This window comes from Sinomonas atrocyanea, assembly GCF_030811715.1.
In the GTDB taxonomy this organism is placed as follows: Bacteria; Actinomycetota; Actinomycetes; order Actinomycetales; family Micrococcaceae; genus Sinomonas; species Sinomonas atrocyanea_A.
The window spans coordinates 31,653-56,822 of record NZ_JAUSRH010000013.1; the positions used below are offsets into that span (position 1 = coordinate 31,653).

Here is a 25,170-nt window from a genome sequence, read left to right on the forward strand (position 1 = left end):
AGCTCTCGGTTTCCTGGTCCACCCGCGCGGGTAAGTCCAGAGGCATGCCCCACCCAGAGCCCGCCCGGCCGCTGCACGCGACAATGCTCGAGATGCTCCGCGAAGCCCGCAGGCGCGGCATGTCGCACAGCGCCTGCTCGCTCGAGGTCTGCGCGTCGCGGATGGCCGCCCACGCCCCGACCGGGGAACAGGTGGGATCCCCCTGCGGAGGCTGCCTCGAGCGGTGGCCCTGCGGGACCGTGCTGGCCATCATCGGCGGCGTGGAGCGGGCCGCTTAGCCTTCCCGACCTTCCGAGGACCAGCCCCGCCCCAGAACGCCCTGGAGGGCGCCGGCACGCTCGGCGCTCAGCCTCCCGCGCCGGTCGGCCGCGCGCTGCCCGTCCAGCCACGAGCCGAGCCTCGCCTCCGCCGCATCCTGCGCGGCGGTGACCTCCGGCACGCGGCCGCGCTCGCGGAGGAAGGCCGCCAAATCGTTGACGGCGATGGCGAAGTCCTGGTCGCGCTGCTGCCGCAGCGCCGAGAGGCCCGTGACGTCCCGCGCGGACCGCGTCCGCAGATCCCTGTACATGCGACCCCCAATAGCCGAACTCGAGGTCGGAACCAGCGCCGGCGCTCCCCTCGTGGAAGCGGCGGGCGGTGCCCGATAACCGGGACGATAACGCCGCCGAAACGCCCCCGACAAGGGTCTCGGCGCGGGCTTGGAGCGGCCCGGATGGGCGTTGTCACATGGCCTGCGGGTGCGCATCTGCCGTCATTGCTGGGCAGTCTTGACGCCGCGGGGCCGCTCTCCGGGACAGGCATGACAGCGCGTCGGCGGGAATTGTCAAGTCCATGGATGAACCGCGGTCCGGACGCCACCGAGACCGAGGCCCGGCGGCCCATCCTCTGGCCGCTTGTCCGCCCCCAGTCCCGTGGTGACACTGGTGGAGTGAGGCAGCCGCGGTGCCCTGTGGTGATCGGCCGGCGGGCCGAGCTGGACGCACTCCGGGAGGCGCTGGAAGCAGCGCGGCGGGGCGAGGGACGGTGTGCGGTGCTGAGCGGCGAGCCGGGCATCGGCAAGTCGCGGCTGGCCCAGGAAGTAGTGGGCTGGGCCGCGGATCTTGGGGCGCCCGCGGCCACCGGACGCGCCCTGCCGGGATCGGGTTCGTCCGCCTACCGCCCGCTCGCCGAGGCCCTCCTGCAGTTGTCACGCTCCCGGCCCCTGCCCGACGATCCCTCCCTCCGGCCCTGGCTCGTCCTCCTGCGGCCGCTCCTGCCGACGCCTCCGGACGCCCCGCCGCCGGGCATGGACGTGCCGCCAGATCTTCGCGCCGAGGCCCTGCTGAGGGTCGTGGAGCGGGTCAGCGTCCCAGGCCTGGTCCTCGTCCTGGAAGACCTCCACTGGGCAGATCCGGAGACCGTGGCGGCGGTGGAGTATCTGGCCGGCAACCTCGCCGGCCAGCGGCTCCTGCTGGTGCTGACCATGAGGCAGAGCCCGCCCTCGGCCGCCCTGGATCTGGCTGGAAGGCTGCGCGGCAGCGCGGACTCGGTGTCTGTGGCGTTGGAGCGGCTCAGCGGGGAGGAGGCCGCCCAGATGGCCCGCACCTGCCTGCCCGATGCCGATCCCGAGACGATTGCGAGGGTGCAGGAGGCATCGGAGGGGATCCCGCTGCTGGTCGAGGACCTGCTCGCCTCGCCCGGCGTGCCCGCCGGGTTCGCCGCCACAGTCGAGGCCCGCCTCGGCGGCCTTGCCCCAGCGGAGCGGGAGGTTGTCGAGGCCGCCGCCGTCCTCGGACGCCACTTCGACTGGGACCTGCTCCCGGCCATGACCAGCCAGACCCAGGCCGCGGTCGCCCGAGCGCTCGAGGCCGGGGTGGGCAGCCTGCTCTTGGCAGCGGAGGGCCAGTCCATGGGATTCCGCCACGCGCTCACCAGGGAAGCCGTTCTGGACCGCGTCATCCCTCCCCGTCAGAGGGACCTGGCCAGGGCAGCCTTGGCTGCCCTGGACGGGGCGGAGGACCCGAGGCCGGGCAGACGTGAGCTCGCCACGGAGCTGGCGCTGCGCGCCGGAGACCGGCACAGGGCTGGGACGCTGCTGGCAGCTTCTGGACGGGAGTCCCTGGCATGGGGAGCGCTGTCCACCGCTGCTGCAGCGCTGCGGCACGCCGTGGACCTGCTCGACGGGTCCGCCGAGGGGACCAGTGCCGAGCTCGACCTCGTGGAGGCCCTGGCCCTCGCGGGGCGGGTGGACGAGGCCGCCCGGGCAGGCGGCCGCCTCCTCGCCCGCCTCGGGACGGACCCGCGGTCATCAGGTCTGCGTGTCGAGGCCCACCTCCGGCTGGCCCAGGCCGGGGTCTCTGCCTCCCGCTGGCGGATGGCCCGGTACCACCTCGACCTGGCCGCCGCCGACTCCGCGGGCCCGGAGGAGTCCCCTGGCCATGGAGCATGGGCGGCCGTGCTCGAAGCCGACCTCGCGATGGCGTCGGGCGACTACGCGGCCGCGATCGGACTGGCCGAGGCGGCCCTGGCTACCGGAGGGGTCGCGCCGGCCGTCAGCTGCCACGCCCAGGAGATCCTCGGCCGCGCCCGCCGCTCCACGGACCTGCCCGCGGCCCGCGCAGCATTCGAGGCCGCGCTGCTCACCGCGGAGGCCGCCGACCTTCCGCTGTGGCGCCTGCGCGCCCTGCACGAGCTCGGCACGATCGACCTCTTCGACCATGCCGGCGTCGACCGGCTGCTCCAGGCCCGGCGCGCCGCCGACGACCTGGGTGCGGTCAGCACCGCAGCGGTCGTGGACCTCCAGCTCTCGGCCGCCTTCACCTGCCGCTGGGACCTCGACGCCTGCGACCGCCACGCCGCCTCCGCGATCTCGGTCGCCGAGGCCCTCGGGCTGGTGCAGGTGCGCGCCAAGGCGCTGGCCATGCTCGCCGGGAGCGCCAGCATGCGGGCCGACGCCGAGGCCACCGAGAGGTACGCGACCCTGACGAGGGCCGCCGCCCCCGAGGAGGCGATGCTGGAGGGCTTCGTCTGGGGTGCGCGCGGGATGGCCCTGCTCCTCAGCGGCCGGGACCGGGAAGCCCTGGCCCCCTGGGAACACGGGATCACGATACTGGCGGGCGTGCCCCACGCCGAGCCAGCCTCGATGCGAGCGCTCTGGCCCCTCGCTCTCGCCGCCCAGGGAGACCGCCGCGCACTGGAGGCCGTGCAGAAGGCCCGCCGTCTCGGCGTGGCCTCCTTCGGCCTCAACCGCGCCCTCGTCGGCTACGCGGAGGCCGTCCTGGCCGGCCGCCGGGGAGAGGCGCGCCGGGCACGGGACCTGGCAGCAGCGGCGGATCTGGAGTGGACCAACTGCGAAGGCTGGGCCGACCTGGCCAGGCTGCTCGCCGCACCGGGCGCCGCCGCCGACGGCTGGGGCGACCCCGCCCGGTGGCTCCGGGGCGCCCCCGAGCGCTTCGAAGCCCGCGGACTCCCGGAAATGGGCCGCCGCTGCCGGGAACTGCTCAGGACCTGCGAACCGAATCCCTGGGCGGACGCCGGAGTGAGCCCACGCGAGGCGGACGTCCTCCGACTCGTCTCCCAGGGGCTGCCGAACAAGGACATCGCCACGCGGCTGGGCCTCTCCCCCAGGACGGTCGAGAAGCACGTCGAATCGCTCCTGCGCAAGGCGGGCGCCCGGACGCGCACCGAGCTCGTCGCCCGCCTGGCCACCAGCCCGCACACGCCACCGGGGACCACGTAGCCGTGGCCACCGCTACGTGATCCTGCCGATGCCGGCACCAGTCCCCTGGGCGCACTCTGAAACCGTCCACCGGCAGATCAGCGAGAAAGGACCCGGAGATGAGCATCCAGACAGCCTTCGAAGCGAAGAGCCTCCACACGCCCGACGAGACGCACACCATGGAGCACGGCACGCTCGACGTCGTGAACCTCCAAGGAGCCACCATCGCCCGGGCCGTGTTCCAGCCGGGATGGACCTGGTCCGGCGACATCGCCCCCACCGTCGGCACCACCTCGTGCCAGGTCGCCCACACCGGCTACGTCGTCTCCGGGCGCTTCCACGTCCGCATGGACGACGGCCGCGAATACGACTTCGGCCCAGGAGACGCCCACGTCGTCGCCCCCGGCCACGATGCCTGGGTCATCGGAGACGAACCGTGCACCATCATCGACTTCGCCGCGACCGGCGGGCCCGCCTCCGGCTACGTCGAGCGGTGCCCCTGCGGAGTCGAGTTCCGCGTCGCCGACGCCGACCAGATCGACCACCTCGTGGCCGCCGTCCGCGAGCACGCCCGCAACACGCACGACCACGAGCTCACGCCCGAGGAGGTCCTCGCCGATATCTCCGCGGCCTGACGGCGCCGGGCTCGGCGCCGGCCGGCTGTGGGTGCGTCAGGCGGGCTTGAAGACCGAGGCGACGGCGTCGCGCACCTTCGCGACGTCGACCTCGCCCGCGGCCTCCCGGGCGAGCAGCGTGGCCAGCCGCCTCGGTGAGACCACATGGACGCCGCGGGTCGCGAAGAAGCCGCCGATCAGCGGCCAGTCCGCCTCGATGAAGCAGAGCGCACCCGTGATGGCCACGGCAGGGACGTGGGCGCGGAGGATCTCGATCTGCTTGAACATTCCGTCGACGAGCTTCGTGCAGTCGCGCCGGCCGACGAGGAGCGTCTCGGTGCGCGGCCGCAGGAGGCCGCCCTCGACCTTGAGCTCGGGGCGGCCCCTGTACCGCTTGGCGTCGATCACCCAGATCCCGCTGGGGGTGATGGCGATGTGGTCGATGTTGGCCTTCGAGCCCGGGATGCGGCGGTCGTGGAGGAGGGCGATCCCCTGGCCAGTGAGGGAGTCGAGCCGGGCGCCGAGGCGTTCCTCGCCGACGGCGCCCGTCTCCCAGGCCTTGGTGCTCTGCCGCTCCTCGGAGAGGGCGACGGCGAGGCCGCCGAGCCGCCCCCACTTCTCCCGTAGGCGCTGCTCGTCCTTGGCCTTGCGGCGCTCGTACTCGCGCCGGGCCGACGCGCCGGCTACTCCCGGTTCGGTGGGCGAGGCTTCGCCGGAAGGGGCGTCTTCTGGGGGCAGTACAAGATCGGGTGACGCGTTGAGCTCTCCGGGCTCAGGGGGGCACTCCAGGCAGTGGACGGTCTTCGTTTCGCTCTCGTAGACCGCTTTGGTGCCAGCCGGAATTGAGGTGCCGCAGACCCTGCACCTCCCGGCGTAGCGAAGCCTCATCTCCTTCACCGTGATCAGGACCCTTGCACGAAGGATCGGGAAATCCCTCTCGGATTGCGTCGGCGAGCGTGTGCCACAGATCCCCCTATCTGATCAGCGTCAGCCTAACGTTCCATCGCGATGTGTGTGGACCTCATGGGCTGAAAATTCGCGGCATTGTCGGCTGGGCCCCGGGCCGCTAACGTTTACCCAGCCGGTCATATCGCATCGCACCGGCTTGGGGGTCTGGGGGATCTTTGAAAACAATGTCAGCGCGCATTCGCGCATTCTTTGCCGTGCTCGCTGGAATCGCGCTCGTGAGCGTAGGTCTGGTCACCGGTGCTGCGCCGGCCTCGGCAGCCGACCCCAATGGGTGGGGCATCACGGGCGGCATCTCGCCCGTGCGTAACAATGGGACCGGGACGATCGACTACAGGGTGTGGGTCGGTGTAACCGTCACCTACACGGATCCGCGCTGCGTCCCCATCTCCTTGAGCTTTCACCCCAAGGGCGTGGTGAATACGACGATCGGGGCCTCGACATACACGTCGCCGCCCCTGTCGCAATGGGCGACAACGACGGACAGCGGCACATCGTCGTCATGCCATGACTCGGCCGGCAATCTCGTCACCGGTGTGACGGGGAAACGCACCGGCATCTACGGCGAGTGGACCCTGGACTACTCCTGCCAGTTGTCCGGCCTGTCCATCAATGGCACGCTGACCGACCCCGATGCCGGCCTGACGGATGCAGCCGGCTTCGTCCGCTACACCGACCCCTTCTACCTCATCCCCGGCTCCGGAGTCGTGCCGGACTATCAGGGCGCGCTCCCTGCATCGTGCCCGGCCTCCCCGGCACCCGGGTTGACCCTCTCCACCCCGCCCTCTCCGCTCGGGGCCCCCGCCGGTGGGAGCCTGACCGTGACCGGTACCGGCTACGCCCCGGGCGCAGCCGCGACGATCGCCTTCAACACGAGCTCCTTCAGTGCGACCACGGTCGGATCGGCGACCATCCGTCCTGACGGCACGTTCGCCGTAGACATCACCGTTCCAGCCGGCGGGGGCCAGGGACCGTGCTGGGTAACTGTCAGCTCGAGCGGGAGCCTCACGCGCAGCGTCCTCCTGTATGTGACCGCCGGGCTGAGCGCCTCGCCCACCTCGGGAGGGTTCGGCTCGAGCATCACATTGACGGGCTGGGACTTCCAAGCCGGTGAATCCATCGATCTCGCCCTGCACACCCCGGAGTATGGAGGCGGGTACAGGGATCTGGGGCAGACCACTGCGCGCGCCGACGGCACCTTTACCTACACCACGTCCCTGCCCGGAGGCACTCCCGCCGGCCTGACATGGCTGGCCGCGTGGGGCAGCCACCACAACGCGGAGGCGCCCTTCACCGTCGTACAGCGTGACGACGCCCAGGCCATGGACACGAAGGCGGCCGCCTGGGGGCTCGGGGCCGCCACGGGCCCCGTGAGCACCTTCTCGGACGGCTGGCCGTACCGCACTTACCAGCGCGGCGCCGTCGTCTATGGGTCCTCTGATCGCCTGTACGTCTCCCGCGGTGCGATCCGCAGCGAATGGCTTGCAGTCATCCCGGTGCAGGCTGGCGTATTCAAAAGCCTCGTCCTCCCCCGAAGCGGGCCGCTCGGGTACCCCACCACCGACGAGGTCGCGGGCCTGAAGGACGGGGGCGTCTACCAGCTGTACGACCGCGGGGCCATCGTCTGGTCCCCGGCCACCGGCGCCCACACCTCCACCGGCGCCATCCGCGCCCGCTACAGCCAGCTCGGCTACGAGAACGGTGTCTTGGGCTACCCCACCACCGACGAGGCCGGAGGCCTCAAGGACGGCGGCGTCTACCAGCTGTACCAGGGCGGGGCCATCGTCTGGTCCGGCACCGGGGCCCACGCGTCCCTCGGGGGCATCCGCGCCGAATGGGGCCGTCTCGGATACGAGAACGGCGTCCTCGGCTACCCCACCGGCGAGGAGACGGGCGGCCTCAAGGGCGGCGTCTACCAGATGTACCAGGGCGGGGCCATCGTCTGGTCCCCCGCCACCGGAGCCCACGCCTCCACCGGCGCCATCCGGACCCGCTACGGACAGCTCGGCTACGAGACCAGCGTCCTGGGCTACCCCACCTCCGATGAGACCGCAGGCCTCAAGGACGGCGGCGTCTACCAGATGTACCAAGGTGGAGCGATCGTCTGGTCCCCCGCCACCGGCGCCCACGAATCCACCGGGCCGATCCGCGCCCGCTACGCACAGCTCGGTTTCGAGAACGGCCGCCTCGGCTACCCGACCAGCAACGTCTACGCCATTCCCAACGGCACCGCCCAGAACTTCCAGGGCGGGAAAATCACCAACGTCAACGGGACGATCACCGTCTCGTGATCACCGATCGCTCTTGTGCAGCAATGGGGGAAGAGATGAAAAGCATGCTCGCGCCCGTCGCGATTCTGGTTTCGGCTGCCGCTGCGCTGACCGGATGCGGAGGGGCAACTGCGACCTCCGCAAGCACGGCCGTATCGTCAGCGGCGGCAGCACCGACGCAAACGGAAGCACCGACGCCCACGCCAACCCCGACGCCCGTTCCGAAGGCGTACACGAACGAGGAACTCGCCACGGTCATCGAGGGGCTGAAGGATAGCCAGGGCCGCGCCCTGACCGTGATCCCCGCTGCGCAGATCAACCAGGGCATGATCGTCGCGAAGCAGGCGATCAAGGCCGCGGTGATCGCGCCGCCTGCTTGCGCGGCGCTGGCCAACAGCAATGCCCAGATCCCGGACGGCGCGACCTACGCTGCCGGCCAGAGCGTCTCCGCCACGGACCACACGGTGACCGTCGTCACTGCCGTGTCCGCCAAGGACCCCGCGCAGCTGGCCGGCCAGACGAAGCAGTCGGCGGACGCTCTGGCCCAGTGCTCGACCTTCAGGATGGACATCAGCGGCCAGACCGTCATCACCGAGGTCCGTCGGCTCACCGAAGCGACCCGCAGGGACCGATCGGTGGGGTCGCTGATCATCCAGACGCTGCCCACCGGGCAGAAGCAGAGCACGCTGACCGTCACGGGAGTCAAGGGCAGTCTCGGCGCCCCCGCCATCAAGACCGGTGCAGATGTCACGGCTGATTCGGCTGCCGAGCTGGTCCCCTTGGTGGACGCCGTCCTCGGCTGAGCCGCACCGCCCAACGAAACGAGACGCTGCTCGCGCCCGAACCCGTCAGTCGGGGCGCACCGCGGTGAGGCAGAAAGGGTGCCCGGCGGGCTCGAGCTCGTCGACCGCGATGTCGAGGTGCAGCTGCTGGCGCTGGGGACCGTCGGGCCACGACGGCCGGACATGCTCCTGGACGCGCATCAGCGTCAGCATCGGCCCCGCCCCAGCCAAGGCGATGACGCCCCGGTCGGGAGTGGCGAACGCTTCCTCCAGCCCCAGCAGCCGGCTGTAGAAGACCGCCAAGCCATCGCGGGGCCGGGGCAGTCGAGGGAGATCGAGGCAAGCTGGCCAACGGCGTTCATGGACGCCAACCTACCGGAGCCGCACCGGCTCCCGGCGCCAGGCCACCGCGGCCAGCCAGGCCATCCAGACCACGCTGAAGACCCAGGCCACCAGGATCAGAACCGTATGCGTGCCGGAGAAACCCTCGGCACCGACCACCCAGCCCTGCGCCAGGTACGCGACCCCGGACAGCCCCATGAGCACCGCGATCACCCGGGGCACCCCGCCCCGCCCGAGGAGCGCAACCGCGACCAGGAGCAGGGCAAGGCCCAGCGCGTAGTCGAGGTAGCTCCTGACGCCCCACTCGAGCCAGCGCATCGTCTCGGCGCTCGCGAAGCGCGCCGCCTTGTCCGCTCCCGCGGCACCGGCCCACGCGGCGTCGACCTCCTGGTTGCCGATGCCGTCCACCGCCTGCAGGACGGCATACAGGGCGAGCGCGATCACCGCGGCGACGGCCCCGAACCGGCCCGCCCACCGCCGCCGCTCCGACCCGCCGCCCGCGGCGAAAGGCAGGGCCACGAGCCCGGCGAGCAGGAGCGCGGCGCAGAGGAACTGGCCCACGTGGACGGCCTTCCACAGGCCGCTCGCCGCATAGGCGGCGAAGATCGCGGGGTGGTTGTTGGCGTCGCCGCCCGTGTGGAACTGCGTGACCAGGATGTACAGCACCTGGCCCGCGAGCAGCAGGGTGGCGGACATCCGCAACGATGACCGGTTGACCATGGCCCCTCCTCGGCCTCAGCGGGCGCGGCGCCCCGCCGCGCTCAGCGCACGATCTTGAAGTTGAACGCCGGCCCGCCGAGGGCGCCCCAGAGCCGGAGCCAGACCGGGAGCATCATCTCGGTGCCGCGGGCGGCGGTGATGTCGCCGAGGTCGATCACGTCCCGGTGGCCCAGCTCGGCCAGGAGGCCCGTGACGGCGGCCTTCGCGTCACCATCGTTCCCGGCGACGAAGATGGTGCCAGGCTCGGGGAGCTGCTCGGGGTGGGCCATGAGCATGGCGTTGACGGTGTTGAGGGTCTTCACCACCCGGGCCTTGGGGTAGGCGCGCTGGATCTGCTCGCCGAGCGAGTCGGTGTCCTTGACGAACAGGGTGGGCGGCATGCCGTGGCTGAAGTCGAGGGGGTTGGCGACGTCGACGAGGACCTTGCCCGCGAGCTGGTGCGCGCCGGCGAGCTCGAGGACGTCGAGCGAGGCTGCCCCGTTGCTGGCGTTGACGACCAGCTCGGCGGCTGCGGCGGCGTCGGCGAAGGTCGCGACGCTGACGGTGTGGTTCTGCGCCGACCAGTCGCCGAACTCGCCCTCGCCGGTGCGGGCGAGGGTGGCCTGCGGGTCGCGGGTGCCGATCGTGACGGTGTGGCCGAGCTCGGCGAAGCGCGCGGCGAGCGTGCGCCCCACGATGCCGGTGCCGAGAACTGCGATGTCCATGAGGTGTCCCTTCGGAGGAGGTGTGTGGGGCTGTGGAAGGGTCTGGTCTCTAGCTGACCTGCGCGCCGCCGTCGACGTCAAGGACTGCGCCGGTCACGAAAGTGTTGGCCATCAGGAACAGGGCCGCGGAGGCCACGTCCTCGGGCAGGCCCGCGCGCCCGGCGGGGACGCTGGCGCCGTAGCCGGCGAGCATGCCCTGGCGCATGTCCTCGGGCATCCCGGCGTAGGCGGGGGTGTCGACGAGCCCGGGGGCGATCACGTTGACGCGGATGGGGGCGAGGTCCACCGCGTTCGCCTTGCCGAACGCCTCGAGGGCCGCATTGATGGCCGCCATCATGGGCCGGCCCGGGGCGTGCTTGCGGCTCGCCGCTCCCCCCACCAGCGTGATGGAGCCTTCCTGGGCGATGCGGCCGGCGGCGGCCCGCACGGCCTCGTAGTAGCCCCAGAACTTGGTGTCCATGTAGGGCCGGGCCGCCTCGGCCGGCAGGTCGCGGACGGTGCCCATCGCGCCGGGGCCCGCCGAGAGGACGAGGTGGTCGAACGCGCCGATCCGGCCGAAGAAGGACTCGACCGAGCCGCCCGAGGTCAGGTCGACTCCCTCGAGCGCGGCGCCGGCGGGCAGGCTCACGCCCTCGGTGGTGCGGGCGGCGGCGGTGACGCGGGCACCGGCGGCGAGGGCCTGGCCGACGACGGCACGGCCGATCCCCGAGGTGCCGCCGATGACGACGACGTGCTGGCCGGCAAGGTTCTGGGTGCTCATGGCAACCTCCAAGGTCTTCGAATGTGACGGATCGTTCCGTTCCAATAATTGTGACGGATCGGTCCGTCTGTCAAACTGGAACCCAGAACCCAGCAGTCGGATCCGGGAACGGAAGGAAGCGAGGTGGGCCGCGATGGCTCGCAGAACGGCAGAGGAGAACCGCCGCAACGTCCTGGACGTGGCGACGCGCCTGTTCTACCGGCAGGGCATCCGCGCGGTGGGCATGGACGCGGTGGTGAAGGAGTGCGGGGTCGGCAACGCCACCGTCTACCGCCAGTTCCCCACCAAGGACGCCCTCGCGACCGCCTATGTGCAGGGCCGCGCCGACGCGTGGTTCGAGCGCATGGAGCAGGCGGCGGACGAGCACCCCGATGCGCGGCACAAGCTGCTCGCGGTCTTCGAGGTCCTGGCCGAGGACACCGCCGGGGCGGGCTACCGCGGCTGCCCGATGCTGAACACCAACACCGAGTTCCCCGACGGCGGCCACCCGGCGCACCTGGCCGCGGTGGCGCACAAGCAGCAGGTGCGGGAGTGGTTCCGCTCCCTCGCGGCCGAGGCGGGAGCGGCCGAGCCGGAGCGGCTCGCCGACGACCTGCTGATCGTCCTCAACGGCGCCTACGCGACGGCCGCCGTCCTCGACGGCGCGGCCTACGGCGGCCGGGCCCTGGACCTCGCCTGGCGCCTCATCGAGGCGGGCTGCCCCGCAGGCTGACGCGTCGCCGCCGTGCGCGGACGACGGCGGCGAGGCTCACCCCCGCGGGCCGCCCAGGTCCCCCGCCCCGCGCACGTACCGCTCGATGGCCTGCGCGAGGGGGTGCGTGGCGTGGGCGGGCAGCACGAGCTCCAGGGAGACCTCCGGCGAGTCCGCCACCGCGATGTACCGCACGCCCGGGTGCGGGTGCTCGCGGGCCGCGGCGGGGAGCACGCCGATGCCCCGCCCGGCCGCGACCATCTCGATCCACTCGTCGTAGTTGCGGCTGCTGACCGCCACCGCGGGCCGCTCGCCGGCGGGCCACATCTCCGGCCCCACGGTGCCGCTGACGGCGTTGACCACGAGCGGGTACGCGGCCAGTTCCGCCCACCGCAGCCGGCGCCGCCGGGCGAGCGGATGGTCGCGGGCGACGGCGACCACGCGGGCCTCCGTAGCCAGCTCCACCGTGCGCAGCGACGGGATGGTCCCGGTGCCCCCGTACACGATGGCCGCGTCCGTGCTGCCGTCCGCGACCCCGCCCCAGCGGTCGTCGCGCCGCACGAGCTGCACCTGCGAGCCCGTGGCCGCGGCGAGCCCGTCGATCAGGTGCCGGGCGAGCTCGCTGGGCAGCAGCCACGTGAACCCGAGCCGGAGGACGTCCGCCTCCTTCACCGCCCGCAGGGCCGCGTCGAGGCGCGGCAGGACCGCGGCGAGGTCGCCGCGGAGCCGCTCCCCCGCCGTCGTGAGCGTGACGCTGCGGGTGGTCCGGTCCACGAGGCGGGCCCCGAGGGAGCGCTCGAGCCGGGCGACGGCGCGGGTGAGCGCCGGCTGGCTGACGCCCTCGAGGGCGGCGGCCCGGGTGAAGTGCTGCTCCTCGGCCAAGGCCATGAAGAGTCTCAGGTCGCGCAGGCCAGGATCCATGCACTAATTGTATGAATCCTTCGGGAACGGCATTTCACTCGCCGGTCCGAGAGGCCTAGCGTCGATCCGGCATTGGACCGGAGGGCATCACGGCGTGCGGGCCGCCCCGGACCCCACAGAGGACGCACGCCGGAAAGCCGTACGCCCCCGTGCTCAGCAACGATGTGCTCCGCTCCACCACCACTCCCCTCGGCGGCGCCGCCTACCCCCAGGGCCCCTACCGGTTCGTCAGCCGGGAGTACCTGAACATCACCTACCGCACGGACCCGGAGGCCCTGCGGGCCATCGTGCCCGAGCCGCTCGAGGTCGCGGACCCGCTGGTCCGCTTCGAGGTGATCCGCATGCCGGACAGCTCGGGTCTCGGCGACTACACCGAGTCGGGGCAGGTCCTGCGCGTGCGGCACGAGGGCCGGGACGTGGACTACATCCACAGCATGTACCTCGACAACGGCCCGGCCATCGCCCTCGGCCGCGAGGGCAGCGCCTACCCCAAGAAGCTCGGCCGCCCCCGCCTGTTCACCGACTCGGACACCCTCGTGGGCACCCTCGACTACGGCAGCCTGCGCGTGGCCACGGCCACGATGGGCTTCAAGCACGCCCCGATGGACCCCGAGGAGGCCCGCGCCGAGATCGCGGTCCCGACCCTCATGCTCAAGCTCATGCCCGGCTACGACGGCACGCCGCGCATCGCCGAGCTCGTCCGGACCCAGATCGAGGACGTGACCATCCGCGGGGCCTGGACCGGCCCGGCGCGGCTCGAGCTCTTCGCCCACGCCATGGCGCCGCTCGCGGACCTGCCGGTGCGCGAGATCGTCTCGGCGAGCCACATCCTGACCGACCTCACCCTGCCGCGTGCCGAGCTCGTGCACGACTACCTGGCCGCGTGAACACCGGTCAGCCCCTGAACACCATCCAGAACGAGGACCCCATGAGCACCCAGACCCCCGCACCCTCCACGGACACCGTCCGCCTCGACCTCACCGGCCGCACGGCCCTGGTCACCGGCGCGGGCAGCGGCATCGGCCGCGCCATCGCCCTGCGCCTGGCCCGCGCCGGCGCCCACGTGAAGGCCCTGGACATCTCCGCCGCGGCGCTCGAGGAGGTCACCGGGATCACCGGCGGCACCAGCCACGTGGTGGACCTCTCCGACCTCGACGCGCTCGCGCGCCTCGACCTGGACGCGGACGTGGTGGTCAACTGCGCCGGCATCCAGCACGTCTCCCCCATCACGGAGTTCCCCGAGGAGAAGTTCTCCCAGATCCTGAAGATCATGCTCGAGGCGCCCTTCCGCATCATCAAGGCCGCCCTGCCCGGCATGTACGAGCGCGGCTGGGGCCGGATCGTCAACATCACCTCGGTCCACGGGCTGCGGGCCTCGGAGTTCAAGGGCGCCTACGTGGCTGCCAAGCACGGGCTCGAGGGCCTCTCCAAGGTCGTGGCGCTCGAGGCGGCCGCCCACGGCGTCACCTCCAACTGCGTCAGCCCCGGCTACGTGCGCACCCCGCTGGTCGACAAGCAGATCGCGGCGCAGGCCGAGGCCCACGGCATCTCCGAGGACGAGGTCCTCGGCGGCGTGATGCTGGCCTCCGCGGCGCTCAAGCGCCTCGTGGAGCCCGAGGAGGTCGCCGAGATGGCCGCCTTCCTCTGCAGCCCCACGGCGGCGTCGATGACCGGAACCTCGCTGACGGTCGACGGCGGGTGGAGCGCCCGCTGAGACCGTCACCGGCGCTGACCTGCCGGGCGGCCTTCAGGTTCCGGCTGCAGCCTAGGGGCCCGGCCTGGCGAAGGCCGCGCTCGAGGTGGACCCCAGCGGCGCCCTGCCGAGGCTGCTCGGCAGGGCGCTGCGGAAGGCATCCCCGACTGGGCCGTCGGTGTTGGCCGCCCAGTCCACCGTCGGATTGCCCACCTGGTTCTCCTGCTTGACCCACTCGAACCAGACCGCGAGCCTCAGCCGCGGGAACCGCGCTCGCAGCTGCGGGTCGAAGAGCTGGTCCCACCAGGCCTTCTTGATGCTCATCGCCGAGGCGCCGTCCGAGCGCGAGGGGTTGTAGAAGGCACCGGTCTCGCAGATGGCAAAGGGCTTGTTGTGCCCCACTGCATAGTCGGCGTAGAAGTCGGGCACCGCCGTCTCGTCGACCGAGGCGCTCCGGAAGGTACCGGTGATCTTGCCGACGAGCTTCCCCGGTTCGGGCACCGTGTTCTTGCCCCACGGATAGGCCGCACCGAAGTGGTAGACGGAAAGGCCTACCCAGTCCACAGCATCGTCTCCAGGCCAGTACGGCCTGTACGGATCGTCCTCCTGGGTGAGCCGCCCGTCCTTGTTCGTGTCCAGCGCGGTGAAGTCGGCGCTCCCGGGCTTCGCCTCGTAGGCCCCGCCTTCAAAGGGATAGCCGCCGCCCTCGTTGGGCGCCCACACCATCCCCGAAGCCGCCGACTCGTGGACCGCGGCGGCAACCCGCCGGAATGTCTCGATGTACTCCGCCGGCTTCTGCCCCCACGGGTACCACGCGCCGTTCATCTCCTGCCCGAACCGGACGAGGACGGGCACTCCGAGACTGTTCCACAGCTGGAGGGACTGGGTGAGCTCCCTCAGGGCCGACGGGGTCACCGCGCCGAGCCCACCCCGCGGCTCGAGCGTCAGCATCAGCGACGAGCGGCGCTGGGCGAGCTCGTGCGCCTGGGCGTCCATGAAGGACTTGTCCGACGGCTGGAAGGGGAAGTCCACGTAGAACCCGTATAGCGCCGGAGCCTGGCCCAGCCGCGCGGCGTAGCCGCCCACCGTGTCTCGCGTGCTGTCCAGCTGGACGCCGAAGTAGGTCTGGGGGCTGCTCGGCACCGGCGCGGGTGCGCTCAGTCCGGGGGCAGCGGTCGCGATGCCCCCGGCGACCAGGGCGAGCGCCGCCATCGCCAGCTTGAGGCGCACGGGCAGGCTCAGCGGCATGCTAACGCCTCGCTTGGGTCTTCAGAACGGTGAGGGCGACCGCCAGAGCGGCCTCCACGACAATGACCGCGGCGAGCCCCAGCGCCACGCCGCCCAGGACGGCACCGGCGCGCAGGGCGGCGGCCAGCGGCAGGAGGACGTACGCCGTCACGACCGCGAGCGCCCCGATGACCATGAGGAGTCGGGCCATCAGGGCGGCGAGCCGGGCGCGGACAGCCGGGGCGGGCAGCTCCTCCGCACCGGGCACGGACCGTGTCCGGGCGGCGGCAGTGCTGACCACGGCGGTGGCGGCCGCCTCCGTGGAGGGCCTGGTATCGACGAGGGCCGGTGCACTCATGGCCTAGCCTTTCCTGATCTGGGCGGCGTCCGCCTCTATCGTCTTGGGGGTCGGGACCCAGCTGACACGCCGGGCCCCGTGCGCCCAGGCCAGAACAGCCCAGAGCGCAGCGGAACTCTCGATCAGTCCCGCGACGGGGGCGGCCAGGACTGCTCTGGCGATCTCCGCCCTCCGCGTGGGGCCGTCCAGACCGGAGTCGGCGAGGTTGTGCCACGCTCCGATGAAGACCGAGCCGATCCACATCAGGCCGACCAGCGAGAGCCACGCGCTGGCCGGACCGGGCAGGGGCGCCTGCTGGTTGAGGTAGATCGACGCGATCGTCTTGGCGAGGAAGGCCGGAAGGACGGCGAAGGACAGGACGGAGACGATGGACCCCGCCGCGAAGCTCGCGATCCGGTACCGGGTACCCCACAGGAGGCCGAACCTCGTCCTGGCGGAGAGCGATCCGAACCGGCTGCTGCGCCTGAGGTCCAGGAGCCCCTGCAGCACTCCGAAGACCCAGCGGTACCGCTGCCTGAAGGCGCTGCGAACAGAGAACGGGGGCTGTTCCAGCATCACGCAGCCGTGCCACCCGAAGATTTCGCCTCCGTAGAGGGTGAACGCCTTCATGCCGAACACGTAGTCCTCGGCGATGAAGGGCTCGCCGTCAAGACATCCGATATCCCAGCCGATTTCATTCTCCAGTGATTCCTCAATCACCAGATTGGACCCGTGGAGATGGAGTGGAGTGCCCGCCTCCATCACATGGCGGCATTCGTAGCACCCGATCGGCCGGTTGGCCTCCATGGAACGGCACAGCGGCGAGGCCTGCAGGTAATCGAGGGGATAGAAAATGGGGCCCTCGAGAATCCTGCGGGGCGTTTCGGCGAGGCACCCCATGAGTTTGCGCAGCTCAGCGGGGACCATCACGCTCTCCTCGTCGTAATGGACAACGAAGGTCCTGCCCGGCTTCCTATTCCAGTGTGCGCGCCGCTGCTCGACCGCGTAGTGGAGCCCGCGGGCCTTCATCTGCGTGCCCGCTGGGGTCCGGTAGGTGGAGGGGACGACGAGCACGCCGACTTCCACGGGGGCGGTGGAGAAGGTCTGGAGCAGGAGTTGGCGCTGGGGCTCGGACTCCGTGACGACCTCCACGGAGAGGCGCCGGCCGTAGAACTCGGGGTCCTCATTCGCGAGCTCGATGACGTTCTCGATGCCCCGCATAATCACCGCCGAGCTTCCTGCGGAACCGCGGGTGGTGATCTGGATCTTCATGAAGGGCACCGGCTTGGAACGGAGGTCCTCGGTCGTGACGGGTTCGACCCGGCGGTACTTTGTCGTGTGGAAGATGAAGCTGCGCCAGTACGAGAGCATCCGCCAGCCGATAAACGACACCGCGGCAAAAAGGAAAATTCCGACACCAGTGAGAACTTCGTCAAAGAGCGAGGCCATGGATCCCCCCGGATCGTTAGAACGCGGACCGACGGCCCTCCAGGCGTGGACAGAAAGTCCGGAGGTAAATGCCCGGAGGCGAAGCCGCTTCTTGACTTCGAAACCGTTCCTTGACTCTAAGCTGCGGAATCGGAGCTATTCACCAGTAGCCAGCACCCGATATTCGGGGGGCGTTACTGGTGCGTTACTGGACGCCGAAGGGACGGCTACGCGGCTGATTGCGGGCGGGCTACGGTGCCTGTACGCAACGGGCCGGCCAAGGGCAGCGCCGACTACTTACCGAGGGCTCGGTATCGATTCGGCGCCGCTCGTGCACTCTCCGGATTCAGCGGAGATCCTCGAAGCTGTCCTCGCCCGGTCGCCAGACCATCCATGCGTTGTCGGGGGCCCCATGAGCTCCCACGTAGGGCCCGGGCGTCACGCCTCAGCGCCCGCGCGCCTCGACCCTGCACCCGATCGCGGTGAGGATCGGCGTCCAGTTGCGGCGGAGCGAGCCTCCGTCCGCGAGCCGCTCCGCCGCATCGGCGGCGTCGCCCAGGGCCGCGATGGCATCGAGCACGTCCAGGATGCCGTCGCCGCCACCGCCGCCGGATCCTCCGGCGAGCTTGGGCACGGGCATGCCGGCCGCCTTGAGCTCGTCCTGCTGGCGTCGGCTGAAGCTGGACGACCAGCTGGCCCCCTCGCGGTTGAGGATGTAGCGGCGCCCCTCATGGAAGAGGTGCATCATCCCGAAGAAGCTGAAGCGGGCCGAGACCTCGGGGGCGGCGGCGTCGAAGAGGACCCGGTCCGCCTTGTCGGTGAGCCGCAGCCGGGACTGCGCGACCGTGAGGATGACCGGCCGCCAGAGCATGCGGTCCCAGAGGCCGGCCCCGAGGTAGAAGCCCTGCTTGACGGTCAGGTTCGTCGCGTCCATGGGCGTGACCCTACCAGCCGCCTGGGACCCCGCTACCGCTTCCGCGGCCCGCGCCTGATCCGCCGGAGCGTGAGCACACCGACATAGGCCGCGAGGAGACCCAGCAGCGCGGTCACGATGGTGGTCCCGACTCCGCCCGAGTACCTGCCCGTCACGGCCTCGACGACCGCGACAGCGCAGATGAACGCGAAGAGGGCGCACACCAGGACGAGCACCCACCGGGCGATCCGCGACACGACCGAATCGTTGCCGAGCCAGTCGCCCACGTTGGCGCCCATTTCCGCGGCCACCGCGGCGGGATCGGCGCCGGGGTGGCGCCGCCTCCACGCGCGGCGGGCCGTGCCCATGTGCACGATGAAGGCGCCGATCGCCGCGATGGGCGCCCCGCTGGCGATCCGGGCCACGCGGGCCTGGTCGTCCTCGACGAGGCCCAGGACCACCGCGAACAGTCCAACGAGCGCCAGCCCCAGCCCGATGCCGATCGTCAGCCCGGGCGGCATGGGGCCCTGCCACCGGCCGGGGTCGTCGAGCCAGGGGTAGGGCGGCGGATCCGAACGCCATCTGTTCACGGGTGGAGACTGCTGCGGGCTCTCAGGGTGGGTCATCGGTGGCCTCCTCGGTCGCTCCATGGCTGATCGCGAAACGTGCTGAACGAGTCGCAGTTCGCGCCCGCAGGTCACAGGCTACGGTCTCGGAGGGCGCCGCGCCCACTAGTACCGAGCGTCCTGTTTCGTTTCGACGACAGTGGGGTAATCCTCGCGCAATCGGGCTTGCTGGCGCCGCTCAGGCTGCCGTCCGCCCTCCGTTCGTGGGAAACGAGGTGGGATGGCCGAGCAGCACCGCGACAGCGGCGAGCAGGACCTGGTGGGGGGCCGATACCGGCTGCTGGAAGTGGTCGGGCGGGGGTCGACGGCGGTGGTGCACCGGGCGCTCGACGAGTTCCTGGACCGCGAGGTCGCCGTCAAGCTGACCCAGTCCGGGGCCATGGACGAGGCCGAGCTGCGCCGCAGCGACATGGAGGTCAAGGTCCTGGCACGGCTCAACCACCCCGGCCTCGTCACGCTGCTCGACGCCGGTACCGACCGGTCCCCCGGAGGCTCCCCGCGCGTGTTCCTCGTCATGGAGCTGGTGGAAGGCGCGGACCTGCGCGAGCACCTCCGGCAGGGCCCGCTGGACCCCTCGGCCGTCGCCGAGATCGGCCACGACCTCTGCGAGGCCCTCGGCTACATCCACGACCGCGGCGTGGTCCACCGGGACATCAAGCCGGCGAACGTCCTCCTGCTGGACCACCCGGACGCCGCGTCAAGGTTCCACGCGAAGCTCACCGACTTCGGCATCGCCTGGGCCGTCGACTCGGAGCTCACGCTCGAGAACGCCGTCTCCGGCACCCCCGCCTTCCTCAGCCCCGAGCAGGTCCGCGGCGAGACCGTGGGCCCTGCCAGCGACATCTACTCGCTGGGCCTGGTGCTGCTCCAGTGCCTCACCGGGACCCTGGCCTTCCCCGGGCCCCCGCTGGAGAGCGCCATCCGGCGGCTCACCCTCCCGCCGCCCATCCCGGACGACGTCGATCCCCTGTGGCGTGAGCTCCTGACCCGGATGACGGCCATGGACCCGGCCGCGCGGCCCAACGCCGCGGAGGCGGCCGCCGCACTGTACCGGATGGCGGCCCTCGGCACGCTCGGCGGGCCGCTCCCGCAGCCCGCTGGGGCGGCGGAGGAGCTGCGCCTGGCGGAGGTGCGCAGCTACGCCGCCCCGGGCACGGCGCAGGCCGGCTCCTTCGACCGGATCACCCGGCTGGCCTCCCGGCTCCTCGGGGTCCCCATGGCGACCGTCAGCATCGTGGACGCGGACAGGATCTGGTTCCTCGCCACCCACGGCATCGACGCGGACCACGTGGCCCGGGACCCGGGGCTGTGCGCCACCGCGGTCCTGCAGGACGAGCTCTGGGTTCTCCCCGATGCCTCGGCCGAACCCGTCGCGGCCGGGAACCCACTGGTGTGCGGGGACCTGGGTGTGCGGTTCTACGCCGCCGTGCCGCTGAAGACCCCGGCCGGGGCGAACATCGGGACCCTCTCCGTGCTGGACCGGGTGCCGCGCGCCCTCTCCCGGGTCCACGCCGCAGCCCTGCGGGACCTGGCCGGCATCGTCATGGACCTCCTCGTGGTGCGCCGCGAGGCGCACGAGGCGAGCTCCCCCGCCGTCGTGCCTCCCGCCGTCGTGCCCGCCGAGCTCGTGTCCCCAGCGGACCCGCTGCCGCGGGCGGAGTCGGCACCCCTCGTGGGGCTGCCGAGCGCGAGCTGACCTGCCCCCGGGCCGGGGCTGGCGAGCGGCTGGGCTCACATGTGCAGGCGGATGATGAAGAGGAAGTAGCACCAGACGGGGACCGAGAGCAGTGACAGCGCGGCGATCGCGGTCCGCACCCGGGACCGTTCGCGCAGGGTCGCGGAGAGCAGCCAGAAGGCGAGCATCCCGAGGAGCCCTCCGAGGCAATTCAGGATCACGTCGTCGATGTCCGATGCCCCGACCGCGAACACGCCCTGAATGATCTCCGCCGCGACGCTGGGCGAGCCGACCGCGAGCAGGGTCAGCCACGGGCGCGCCCGGCGCCGGAGCCAGGATGCGTAGATGCCGAGCGGGGTGAAGATCAGGATGTTCCCGACGACGTTGGCGAACGCCACTCTCCCCGTCCCGAGAGAGTGGCCGGACGCATAGCCGGCGATGCTGGCGAACGGGATGAGATTGATCGACCTCTCCGACCCTGGGGCACGGGAGAAGATCAGCAGCTTCAGCAGGAAGGCCGTGTAGAGGGCGAAGGCGGCGACAATGACCACGGTCTCCGCTTGCGCCCGTCTCGTGCCGGGTCGCCTGCTCGGCACATCACCCGTGACCGGGGCGGGTTTCGGTTGTACGCCCATCCCCAGGACGGTACGGACGGAACCTGTCGTGCGCCTGTGAGGCCGGGATCCTCCGCCTAGGGCCGAAGTTCCCGCGAGGCCCGTCCCTTCGGGCTCTGCCGGCTCTCCGCCCGCCGGCCGGGCGAGGGGGCCGCTGTCCCGTATACAGGGCGCCTGCCGCGCTGACACACTGGGAGCGATCCTCGGCAACCACTCACCACGGAGGTTGGACATGGACGAGGACGCCGGCGCCCGCAGGGAACTGTCTGCCCGGATCGAGGAGCGGCGCGGAACGATCCGGGACTTCCTCCGACGCGCCCGTCCGCGGAGGACCCGCCTGACCAACATCAGCATCCTGGGCAGTTCCCTGGCCGCGGCCGTCACGGTCGGGCCTGCGGCCGGCGGAACCAGGTTCACCGAGGCGGTCAAGAACCTGTTCGCGCTTCCCGACGACTCGGTCGTCTGGCGCGTCCTCTGCCTGGCCGCGGTCCTGCTCTCGCTCGCCGCCGCCGTGGCCACCAACCTGGCAAACTCGGCGAACCTCGCCTCCCAGGTCAGCGCCGCCGAGGCCTGCCTCGGGGAGCTGGAGGGACTGCAACTGTCCCTGTCGCTGGGGAACGTGCCCCTCGAGGACGTGATCCAGGCCTACCGGCAGGCGATCGCCAAGGTCTCCTTCCTCGCCGACGTGCCCGCGTAGCTGGCCTCCACGCCCCGCCTCAGTCCTCCGCGTCAGCCCGCTCCGGCTCCGCCTCGAGCACTACGGCGCTGCGGGCGGGGACGGTGTAGACCTCGTTGGCCGCGGCGGTCTCCCCCACGAGGTGGTCGGCGCACGTGGTGAGCACGGTGGTCCACTTCGGCGGGAAGAGGCCGCCGGGGATGTGGTAGTCCACGTCGTTGTCCGCGGCGTTGAGGATCACGAGGAAGTCGGAGTCGCCGGGGGCGCCGTGCCGGCCCACGGCAGGGACGGCGTTGCCATTGAGGAAGAACGCGAGCGACTTGGCCCAGTCCTCGTCCCAGTCGTCCTGGCCCATGGAGCTCCCGTCGGCGTCGATCCAGGCGATGTCCGGCAGCGGATCGCCCTCGGCCGGGTCCACGGGGCAGCCGTCGAAGAAGTAGCGGCGGCGGAACACGGGGTGGTCGGCGCGCAGGCGCAGCAGGCGCTTGGTGAAGTCAGCCAGCTCGGTGTCGGCGTGCTCCCAGTCGATCCACGTGGTCGCGTTGTCCTGGCAGTAGGCGTTGTTGTTCCCACCCTGGGTGCGGCCCAGCTCGTCGCCGTGGGAGAGCATGGGCACGCCCTGGGAGAGGACGAGGGTGAGCAGCATGTTGCGCTGCTGGCGCGCGCGCAGCTCGAGCACGCCCGGGTCGTCGGTGGGCCCCTCGACGCCGCAGTTCCACGAACGGTTGTCGTCGGCGCCGTCCCGGCCGCCCTCGCCGTTGGCCTCGTTGTGCTTGCCGTCGTAGGAGACCAGGTCGCGCAGGGTGAAGCCGTCGTGGGCGGTGACGAAGTTGATCGAGGCGCTGGGCCGGCGCCCCTGCTCCTCGTAGAGGTCCGCGGAGCCGGCCACGCGCATGGACAGCTCGCGCAGCTTCCCGGGCTCGCCGCGCCAGAAGTCGCGCACGCAGTCGCGGAACTTGCCGTTCCACTCGGTCCACTGCGGCGGGAAGTTGCCCACCTGGTACCCGCCGGGGCCCACGTCCCACGGCTCGGCGATGAGCTTGGTGCGGGACAGGACCGGGTCCGCGGCCATGAGCTCGAAGAACGGCGAGACCATGTCCACGTCCCCCTCCTCGCGGGCCAGCGTGGCGGCGAGGTCGAACCTGAACCCGTCCACGTGCATCTCGCTGACCCAGTACCGCAGCGAGTCCAGGACCAGCTGGAGGGTGAGCGAGTGGCCCACGTTGAGGGAGTTGCCGGTGCCGGTGTAGTCCATGTAGTAGAACTCGTTGCCGGGCACGAGGTGGTAGTAGGCGGCGTTGTCGATCCCGCGGTAGCCCAGCTGGGGGCCCAGGTGGTTGCCCTCGGCCGTGTGGTTGTAGACCACGTCGAGGATCACCTCGATCCCGGCGCGGTGGTAGGCCTTGACGAGCTCCTTGAACTCGTAGATCTGCTGCCCGTGGTCCCCGGAGGAGGAGTAGAAGGAGTGCGGGGCGAAGAAGCAGATGGTGTTGTAGCCCCAGTAGTTGGACAGGCCCTTGTCCAGCAGGGTGGAGTCGTTGACGAACTGGTGGATCGGCATGAGCTCCACCGCGGTCACGCCGAGCTCGGCGAGGTGGCGCACGACGGCGGGGTGGGCGGCTCCCGCGTACGTCCCCCGGAGCGCTTCGGGGACCTCGGGATGCAGCCGGGTGAGGCCCTTGAGGTGCGTCTCGTAGATGACCGTCTCGTTGTAGGGGTTGCGCGGGTGGGCGTCGCCCTCCCAGTCGTACTCGCCGTGGTCCACCACCACGGAGAGCATGCTGTGCCCGAGGGAGTCGGAGGTGTCCATGGTGGCGGGGTCGCCGAAGACGTAGGCGTGCATCTGCTGGCCCCACTCGTTGCGCCCGGAGACGGCGAGGGCGTGCGGGTCCAGGAGCAGCTTGGAGGGGTTGAACCGCAGCCCGCGTTCCGGCTCCCAGGGACCGTGGACGCGGTAGCCGTAGTGCTGCCCGGCGGCGCAGGAGGGCACGGTGCCCTCCCAGCGCACGGCCTGCCCGGAGGCGGTGGGGCCCACCTTGGCGAGGTCGAAGCAGCGCTGCTCCCACGTCTCGTGGTCCACGAGGCAGACCTCCACCCGCTCGGCCTCCGGGGCGGTGGCGAGGGCGAAGTCGGTGCCGGCGGCGGTGGGCCGGGCGCCCCAGTAGGCGTCCTGGGTGTTTGGCTCCATTCGCTGAGGGTAGCCGAGAAACGGCACACGCGGACGAATGACCCGCCCTCCACGGCCCGCCCCCGGCACCCGGCTACAGTGGGAGCCCTGTGGGCCGTCCGTCTGGGAGGAGGCGCACGCATGGACCTGGCCTTCGACGAGGTCGACACACCGCCCGCGCGGCGCACCTGGCTCTGGCTGGGCGTTGCATGCGTCGGCGCGCTCCTGCTGGTGCTGTTCCTGCTGGCGCCCGCCGCCGCCGCGGTGGCCGGGCTCATCCTGCTCTCGGCGATACCGCTCGCGGTGCTCGCCGGGACCAAGCGCACGACGGCGCCGCTCGCCGCCGCGGGCGCCGTGGCCCTCGTGGCACTCGGCGGCTCCGCCGTGTCCCTGGCGGTCGAATCGCGCGGCGCCGCCCGCACGCCCGACACCGTCACCGCCCACACGGGTCCCGCATCCCCGCCGGCAGACCGGCCAGCCGTCGGCACCCGCCCCCGCCCGCACGCCGCCACTCCCCCGCCCCGGCAGGCCCGGAACACGCCCCGCGCTCCCCAGCACGAGCCGCTCGTCCCCCTCGTGCCCCCGGCCCGGCCGCCGGCACCGGCGGCCCCCGTCCCCGCCGCTCCTCCCCCGCCGGCAGCGACCGCCCCGGCTGCGCCCGCCGCACCGGCGGCCCCGGCACCCGCGCCGTCCGCGCCGACCGCCCCGGCGACGCCGAGGATCGTGGACGTCTCCGTGAATGTGGCGTGGGGCCGCCTGTCCGCTGACGCCCGCGCGCGGCTGTGCGCCGCGGCCCTCGGGCAGGGCATCTCCGTCCCCGCCGGTCAGTGCCGCTGACTGGAAGCGTCACACTTCAGTCAGTCCGATATGCCCTGTGGGTGAAGGCCCGTCAAGGCCTAGCCTTGAGGCACGCGAACCACTCTGACAGGAGGCGGGGCGATGGGTTTCAGACTCCTTGCCCTCGGCGACAAGGTGACGTTCCACGACACGGGGCGCCAACCGTTCAACGTCCGCGCGGTCTCGCCGGACGGCAGCGTGGTGATCCTCTCCCGGCCCGTGGGGCGCGGCGACGCCGCCGAGTACACCATGATCGACTGGCACCACGAGCTGCGCGGCACCGACGGAACCACTGGCGCCGGGATCCGGATCACCTCGCAGGCCCACCAGCGCCTGCACCGGTTCTTCACCGAGCGGGCGGCCCTGCGCGACGGCGACGTGCCGGCCACCCAGTCCATCCTCGCCTTCGGCGATTGGACGCCGGTGCAGATCGCCACCGTGAACGGGCGGCCGTGGCCGGAACTGCACCAGGCCACCTCCGAGCACGGGTGAGGTGCGGAAGCGGCCTGG

Annotated in this window: 26 protein-coding genes; 12 read left to right on the forward strand and 14 right to left on the reverse strand. The window is 71.6% G+C overall.

Features of this window, described 5'->3' with window-relative positions; all coding sequences use genetic code 11:
• The first annotated feature begins 44 nt into the window (after window positions 1-44).
• Window positions 45-278 (forward strand): hypothetical protein, encoded by a 234-nt coding sequence (locus J2W21_RS16600; RefSeq protein WP_307115624.1) that lies wholly within the window; start codon window positions 45-47, stop codon window positions 276-278.
• On the opposite strand, the gene J2W21_RS16605 is transcribed toward J2W21_RS16600, so the two are convergent.
• The gene (locus tag J2W21_RS16605; protein WP_307115625.1) at window positions 275-568 is read right to left on the reverse strand and encodes a helicase associated domain-containing protein; all 294 of its coding nucleotides are present in this window, start codon (window positions 566-568) and stop codon (window positions 275-277) included. The two genes, J2W21_RS16600 and J2W21_RS16605, sit on opposite strands and share 4 nt — an antisense overlap.
• Before the next feature lie 360 nt (window positions 569-928).
• Between J2W21_RS16605 and J2W21_RS16610 the strand changes: the two genes are divergently transcribed.
• On the forward strand, window positions 929-3,718 hold the full coding sequence (locus tag J2W21_RS16610) for an ATP-binding protein (protein ID WP_307115626.1): 2,790 nt from the start codon (window positions 929-931) through the stop codon (window positions 3,716-3,718).
• Between the two features lie 98 nt (window positions 3,719-3,816).
• Window positions 3,817-4,332, forward strand: coding sequence for a cupin domain-containing protein (locus J2W21_RS16615; protein ID WP_307115627.1), 516 nt, complete (start codon window positions 3,817-3,819; stop codon window positions 4,330-4,332).
• A 36-nt stretch (window positions 4,333-4,368) separates the two neighbouring features.
• Here J2W21_RS16615 and J2W21_RS16620 read toward each other — a convergent pair whose 3' ends face one another.
• Entirely contained in the window at window positions 4,369-5,199 is an 831-nt protein-coding gene (locus J2W21_RS16620; RefSeq protein WP_307115628.1) for a nuclease-related domain-containing protein, read from the reverse strand.
• A gap of 296 nt (window positions 5,200-5,495) precedes the next feature.
• Here J2W21_RS16620 and J2W21_RS16625 point away from each other — a divergent pair, with 296 nt between their 5' ends.
• Together J2W21_RS16625 and J2W21_RS16630 are read left to right on the forward strand one after the other, a co-directional pair.
• Window positions 5,496-7,568 carry an LGFP repeat-containing protein gene (locus J2W21_RS16625; RefSeq protein WP_307115629.1) on the forward strand — a complete coding sequence of 691 codons (2,073 nt, stop codon included), beginning with the start codon at window positions 5,496-5,498 and terminating at the stop codon, window positions 7,566-7,568.
• Entirely contained in the window at window positions 7,565-8,350 is a 786-nt protein-coding gene (locus tag J2W21_RS16630) for a hypothetical protein (protein ID WP_307115630.1), read from the forward strand. The genes J2W21_RS16625 and J2W21_RS16630 overlap by 4 nt, the downstream gene beginning before the upstream one ends.
• Before the next feature lie 45 nt (window positions 8,351-8,395).
• Here the strand turns inward: J2W21_RS16630 and J2W21_RS16635 are convergent, their stop codons facing one another.
• The 4 genes from J2W21_RS16635 to J2W21_RS16650 all read right to left on the reverse strand — a co-directional run bounded on the left by J2W21_RS16635 (window position 8,396) and on the right by J2W21_RS16650 (window position 10,855).
• Window positions 8,396-8,632, reverse strand: coding sequence for a VOC family protein (locus tag J2W21_RS16635; RefSeq protein ID WP_307115631.1), 237 nt, complete (start codon window positions 8,630-8,632; stop codon window positions 8,396-8,398).
• A 69-nt stretch (window positions 8,633-8,701) separates the two neighbouring features.
• Entirely contained in the window at window positions 8,702-9,391 is a 690-nt protein-coding gene (locus J2W21_RS16640; RefSeq protein ID WP_307115632.1) for a hypothetical protein, read from the reverse strand.
• A gap of 41 nt (window positions 9,392-9,432) precedes the next feature.
• Window positions 9,433-10,095: an NADPH-dependent F420 reductase gene (locus tag J2W21_RS16645; RefSeq protein ID WP_307115633.1), complete on the reverse strand. Its 663-nt coding sequence runs from the start codon at window positions 10,093-10,095 to the stop codon at window positions 9,433-9,435.
• Window positions 10,096-10,144: 49 nt separating this feature from the next.
• A complete protein-coding gene (locus J2W21_RS16650; protein ID WP_307115634.1) occupies window positions 10,145-10,855 on the reverse strand; it encodes an SDR family oxidoreductase in 711 nt (236 codons plus the stop codon).
• A gap of 133 nt (window positions 10,856-10,988) precedes the next feature.
• Here J2W21_RS16650 and J2W21_RS16655 point away from each other — a divergent pair, with 133 nt between their 5' ends.
• Window positions 10,989-11,567: a TetR/AcrR family transcriptional regulator gene (locus J2W21_RS16655; RefSeq protein ID WP_307115635.1), complete on the forward strand. Its 579-nt coding sequence runs from the start codon at window positions 10,989-10,991 to the stop codon at window positions 11,565-11,567.
• 36 nt (window positions 11,568-11,603) lie between these two features.
• On the opposite strand, the gene J2W21_RS16660 is transcribed toward J2W21_RS16655, so the two are convergent.
• The gene (locus J2W21_RS16660) at window positions 11,604-12,467 is read right to left on the reverse strand and encodes a LysR family transcriptional regulator (protein ID WP_307115636.1); all 864 of its coding nucleotides are present in this window, start codon (window positions 12,465-12,467) and stop codon (window positions 11,604-11,606) included.
• Window positions 12,468-12,616: 149 nt separating this feature from the next.
• On the opposite strand from J2W21_RS16660, the gene J2W21_RS16665 reads away from it, so the two are divergent.
• Together J2W21_RS16665 and J2W21_RS16670 are read left to right on the forward strand one after the other, a co-directional pair.
• Window positions 12,617-13,354, forward strand: coding sequence for an acetoacetate decarboxylase (locus J2W21_RS16665; protein WP_307115637.1), 738 nt, complete (start codon window positions 12,617-12,619; stop codon window positions 13,352-13,354).
• Window positions 13,355-13,395: 41 nt separating this feature from the next.
• The gene (locus tag J2W21_RS16670) at window positions 13,396-14,181 is read left to right on the forward strand and encodes a 3-hydroxybutyrate dehydrogenase (RefSeq protein WP_307115638.1); all 786 of its coding nucleotides are present in this window, start codon (window positions 13,396-13,398) and stop codon (window positions 14,179-14,181) included.
• A 51-nt stretch (window positions 14,182-14,232) separates the two neighbouring features.
• Here J2W21_RS16670 and J2W21_RS16675 read toward each other — a convergent pair whose 3' ends face one another.
• From J2W21_RS16675 to J2W21_RS16695, 5 genes are all read right to left on the reverse strand, one after another.
• Entirely contained in the window at window positions 14,233-15,408 is a 1,176-nt protein-coding gene (locus tag J2W21_RS16675) for a glycoside hydrolase family 26 protein (RefSeq protein ID WP_307115639.1), read from the reverse strand.
• A gap of 1 nt (window position 15,409) precedes the next feature.
• Window positions 15,410-15,745, reverse strand: coding sequence for a hypothetical protein (locus J2W21_RS16680; RefSeq protein ID WP_307115640.1), 336 nt, complete (start codon window positions 15,743-15,745; stop codon window positions 15,410-15,412).
• Between the two features lie 3 nt (window positions 15,746-15,748).
• On the reverse strand, window positions 15,749-17,095 hold the full coding sequence (locus J2W21_RS16685; RefSeq protein WP_307115641.1) for a glycosyltransferase family 2 protein: 1,347 nt from the start codon (window positions 17,093-17,095) through the stop codon (window positions 15,749-15,751).
• Between the two features lie 502 nt (window positions 17,096-17,597).
• The gene (locus J2W21_RS16690; protein WP_307115642.1) at window positions 17,598-18,086 is read right to left on the reverse strand and encodes a hypothetical protein; all 489 of its coding nucleotides are present in this window, start codon (window positions 18,084-18,086) and stop codon (window positions 17,598-17,600) included.
• Window positions 18,087-18,118: 32 nt separating this feature from the next.
• Window positions 18,119-18,655, reverse strand: a complete 537-nt coding sequence (locus tag J2W21_RS16695) for a hypothetical protein (RefSeq protein ID WP_307115643.1) — start codon at window positions 18,653-18,655, stop codon at window positions 18,119-18,121.
• A 256-nt stretch (window positions 18,656-18,911) separates the two neighbouring features.
• Here J2W21_RS16695 and J2W21_RS16700 point away from each other — a divergent pair, with 256 nt between their 5' ends.
• On the forward strand, window positions 18,912-20,387 hold the full coding sequence (locus J2W21_RS16700) for a protein kinase domain-containing protein (RefSeq protein WP_307115644.1): 1,476 nt from the start codon (window positions 18,912-18,914) through the stop codon (window positions 20,385-20,387).
• A 35-nt stretch (window positions 20,388-20,422) separates the two neighbouring features.
• Here J2W21_RS16700 and J2W21_RS16705 read toward each other — a convergent pair whose 3' ends face one another.
• Complete coding sequence (locus J2W21_RS16705) at window positions 20,423-20,917, reverse strand: VanZ family protein (protein WP_307115645.1); 495 nt, start codon at window positions 20,915-20,917, stop codon at window positions 20,423-20,425.
• 295 nt (window positions 20,918-21,212) lie between these two features.
• On the opposite strand from J2W21_RS16705, the gene J2W21_RS16710 reads away from it, so the two are divergent.
• Window positions 21,213-21,677, forward strand: a complete 465-nt coding sequence (locus tag J2W21_RS16710) for a hypothetical protein (protein WP_307115646.1) — start codon at window positions 21,213-21,215, stop codon at window positions 21,675-21,677.
• 19 nt (window positions 21,678-21,696) lie between these two features.
• Here the strand turns inward: J2W21_RS16710 and glgX are convergent, their stop codons facing one another.
• A complete protein-coding gene (glgX, locus tag J2W21_RS16715; protein ID WP_307115647.1) occupies window positions 21,697-23,844 on the reverse strand; it encodes a glycogen debranching protein GlgX in 2,148 nt (715 codons plus the stop codon).
• A 120-nt stretch (window positions 23,845-23,964) separates the two neighbouring features.
• Here glgX and J2W21_RS16720 point away from each other — a divergent pair, with 120 nt between their 5' ends.
• Window positions 23,965-24,660, forward strand: a complete 696-nt coding sequence (locus J2W21_RS16720) for a hypothetical protein (RefSeq protein ID WP_307115648.1) — start codon at window positions 23,965-23,967, stop codon at window positions 24,658-24,660.
• 102 nt (window positions 24,661-24,762) lie between these two features.
• On the forward strand, window positions 24,763-25,152 hold the full coding sequence (locus tag J2W21_RS16725; protein ID WP_307115649.1) for a hypothetical protein: 390 nt from the start codon (window positions 24,763-24,765) through the stop codon (window positions 25,150-25,152).
• The last annotated feature ends 18 nt before the right edge of the window (window positions 25,153-25,170 follow it).

What these genes read in the sequence shown, in the direction of transcription:
- J2W21_RS16600 (WP_307115624.1), top strand. Translation starts at nt 45, where the DNA reads ATGCCCCACCCAGAGCCCGCCCGGCCGCTGCACGCGACAATGCTCGAG.
- J2W21_RS16605 (WP_307115625.1), bottom strand. Translation starts at nt 568, where the DNA reads ATGTACAGGGATCTGCGGACGCGGTCCGCGCGGGACGTCACGGGCCTC.
- J2W21_RS16615 (WP_307115627.1), top strand. Translation starts at nt 3,817, where the DNA reads ATGAGCATCCAGACAGCCTTCGAAGCGAAGAGCCTCCACACGCCCGAC.
- J2W21_RS16620 (WP_307115628.1), bottom strand. Translation starts at nt 5,199, where the DNA reads ATGAGGCTTCGCTACGCCGGGAGGTGCAGGGTCTGCGGCACCTCAATT.
- J2W21_RS16640 (WP_307115632.1), bottom strand. Translation starts at nt 9,391, where the DNA reads ATGGTCAACCGGTCATCGTTGCGGATGTCCGCCACCCTGCTGCTCGCG.
- J2W21_RS16645 (WP_307115633.1), bottom strand. Translation starts at nt 10,095, where the DNA reads ATGGACATCGCAGTTCTCGGCACCGGCATCGTGGGGCGCACGCTCGCC.
- J2W21_RS16650 (WP_307115634.1), bottom strand. Translation starts at nt 10,855, where the DNA reads ATGAGCACCCAGAACCTTGCCGGCCAGCACGTCGTCGTCATCGGCGGC.
- J2W21_RS16655 (WP_307115635.1), top strand. Translation starts at nt 10,989, where the DNA reads ATGGCTCGCAGAACGGCAGAGGAGAACCGCCGCAACGTCCTGGACGTG.
- J2W21_RS16660 (WP_307115636.1), bottom strand. Translation starts at nt 12,467, where the DNA reads ATGGATCCTGGCCTGCGCGACCTGAGACTCTTCATGGCCTTGGCCGAG.
- J2W21_RS16670 (WP_307115638.1), top strand. Translation starts at nt 13,396, where the DNA reads ATGAGCACCCAGACCCCCGCACCCTCCACGGACACCGTCCGCCTCGAC.
- J2W21_RS16675 (WP_307115639.1), bottom strand. Translation starts at nt 15,408, where the DNA reads ATGCCGCTGAGCCTGCCCGTGCGCCTCAAGCTGGCGATGGCGGCGCTC.
- J2W21_RS16680 (WP_307115640.1), bottom strand. Translation starts at nt 15,745, where the DNA reads ATGAGTGCACCGGCCCTCGTCGATACCAGGCCCTCCACGGAGGCGGCC.
- J2W21_RS16685 (WP_307115641.1), bottom strand. Translation starts at nt 17,095, where the DNA reads ATGCTCTCGTACTGGCGCAGCTTCATCTTCCACACGACAAAGTACCGC.
- J2W21_RS16690 (WP_307115642.1), bottom strand. Translation starts at nt 18,086, where the DNA reads ATGGACGCGACGAACCTGACCGTCAAGCAGGGCTTCTACCTCGGGGCC.
- J2W21_RS16700 (WP_307115644.1), top strand. Translation starts at nt 18,912, where the DNA reads ATGGCCGAGCAGCACCGCGACAGCGGCGAGCAGGACCTGGTGGGGGGC.
- J2W21_RS16710 (WP_307115646.1), top strand. Translation starts at nt 21,213, where the DNA reads ATGGACGAGGACGCCGGCGCCCGCAGGGAACTGTCTGCCCGGATCGAG.
- glgX (WP_307115647.1), bottom strand. Translation starts at nt 23,844, where the DNA reads ATGGAGCCAAACACCCAGGACGCCTACTGGGGCGCCCGGCCCACCGCC.
- J2W21_RS16720 (WP_307115648.1), top strand. Translation starts at nt 23,965, where the DNA reads ATGGACCTGGCCTTCGACGAGGTCGACACACCGCCCGCGCGGCGCACC.
- J2W21_RS16725 (WP_307115649.1), top strand. Translation starts at nt 24,763, where the DNA reads ATGGGTTTCAGACTCCTTGCCCTCGGCGACAAGGTGACGTTCCACGAC.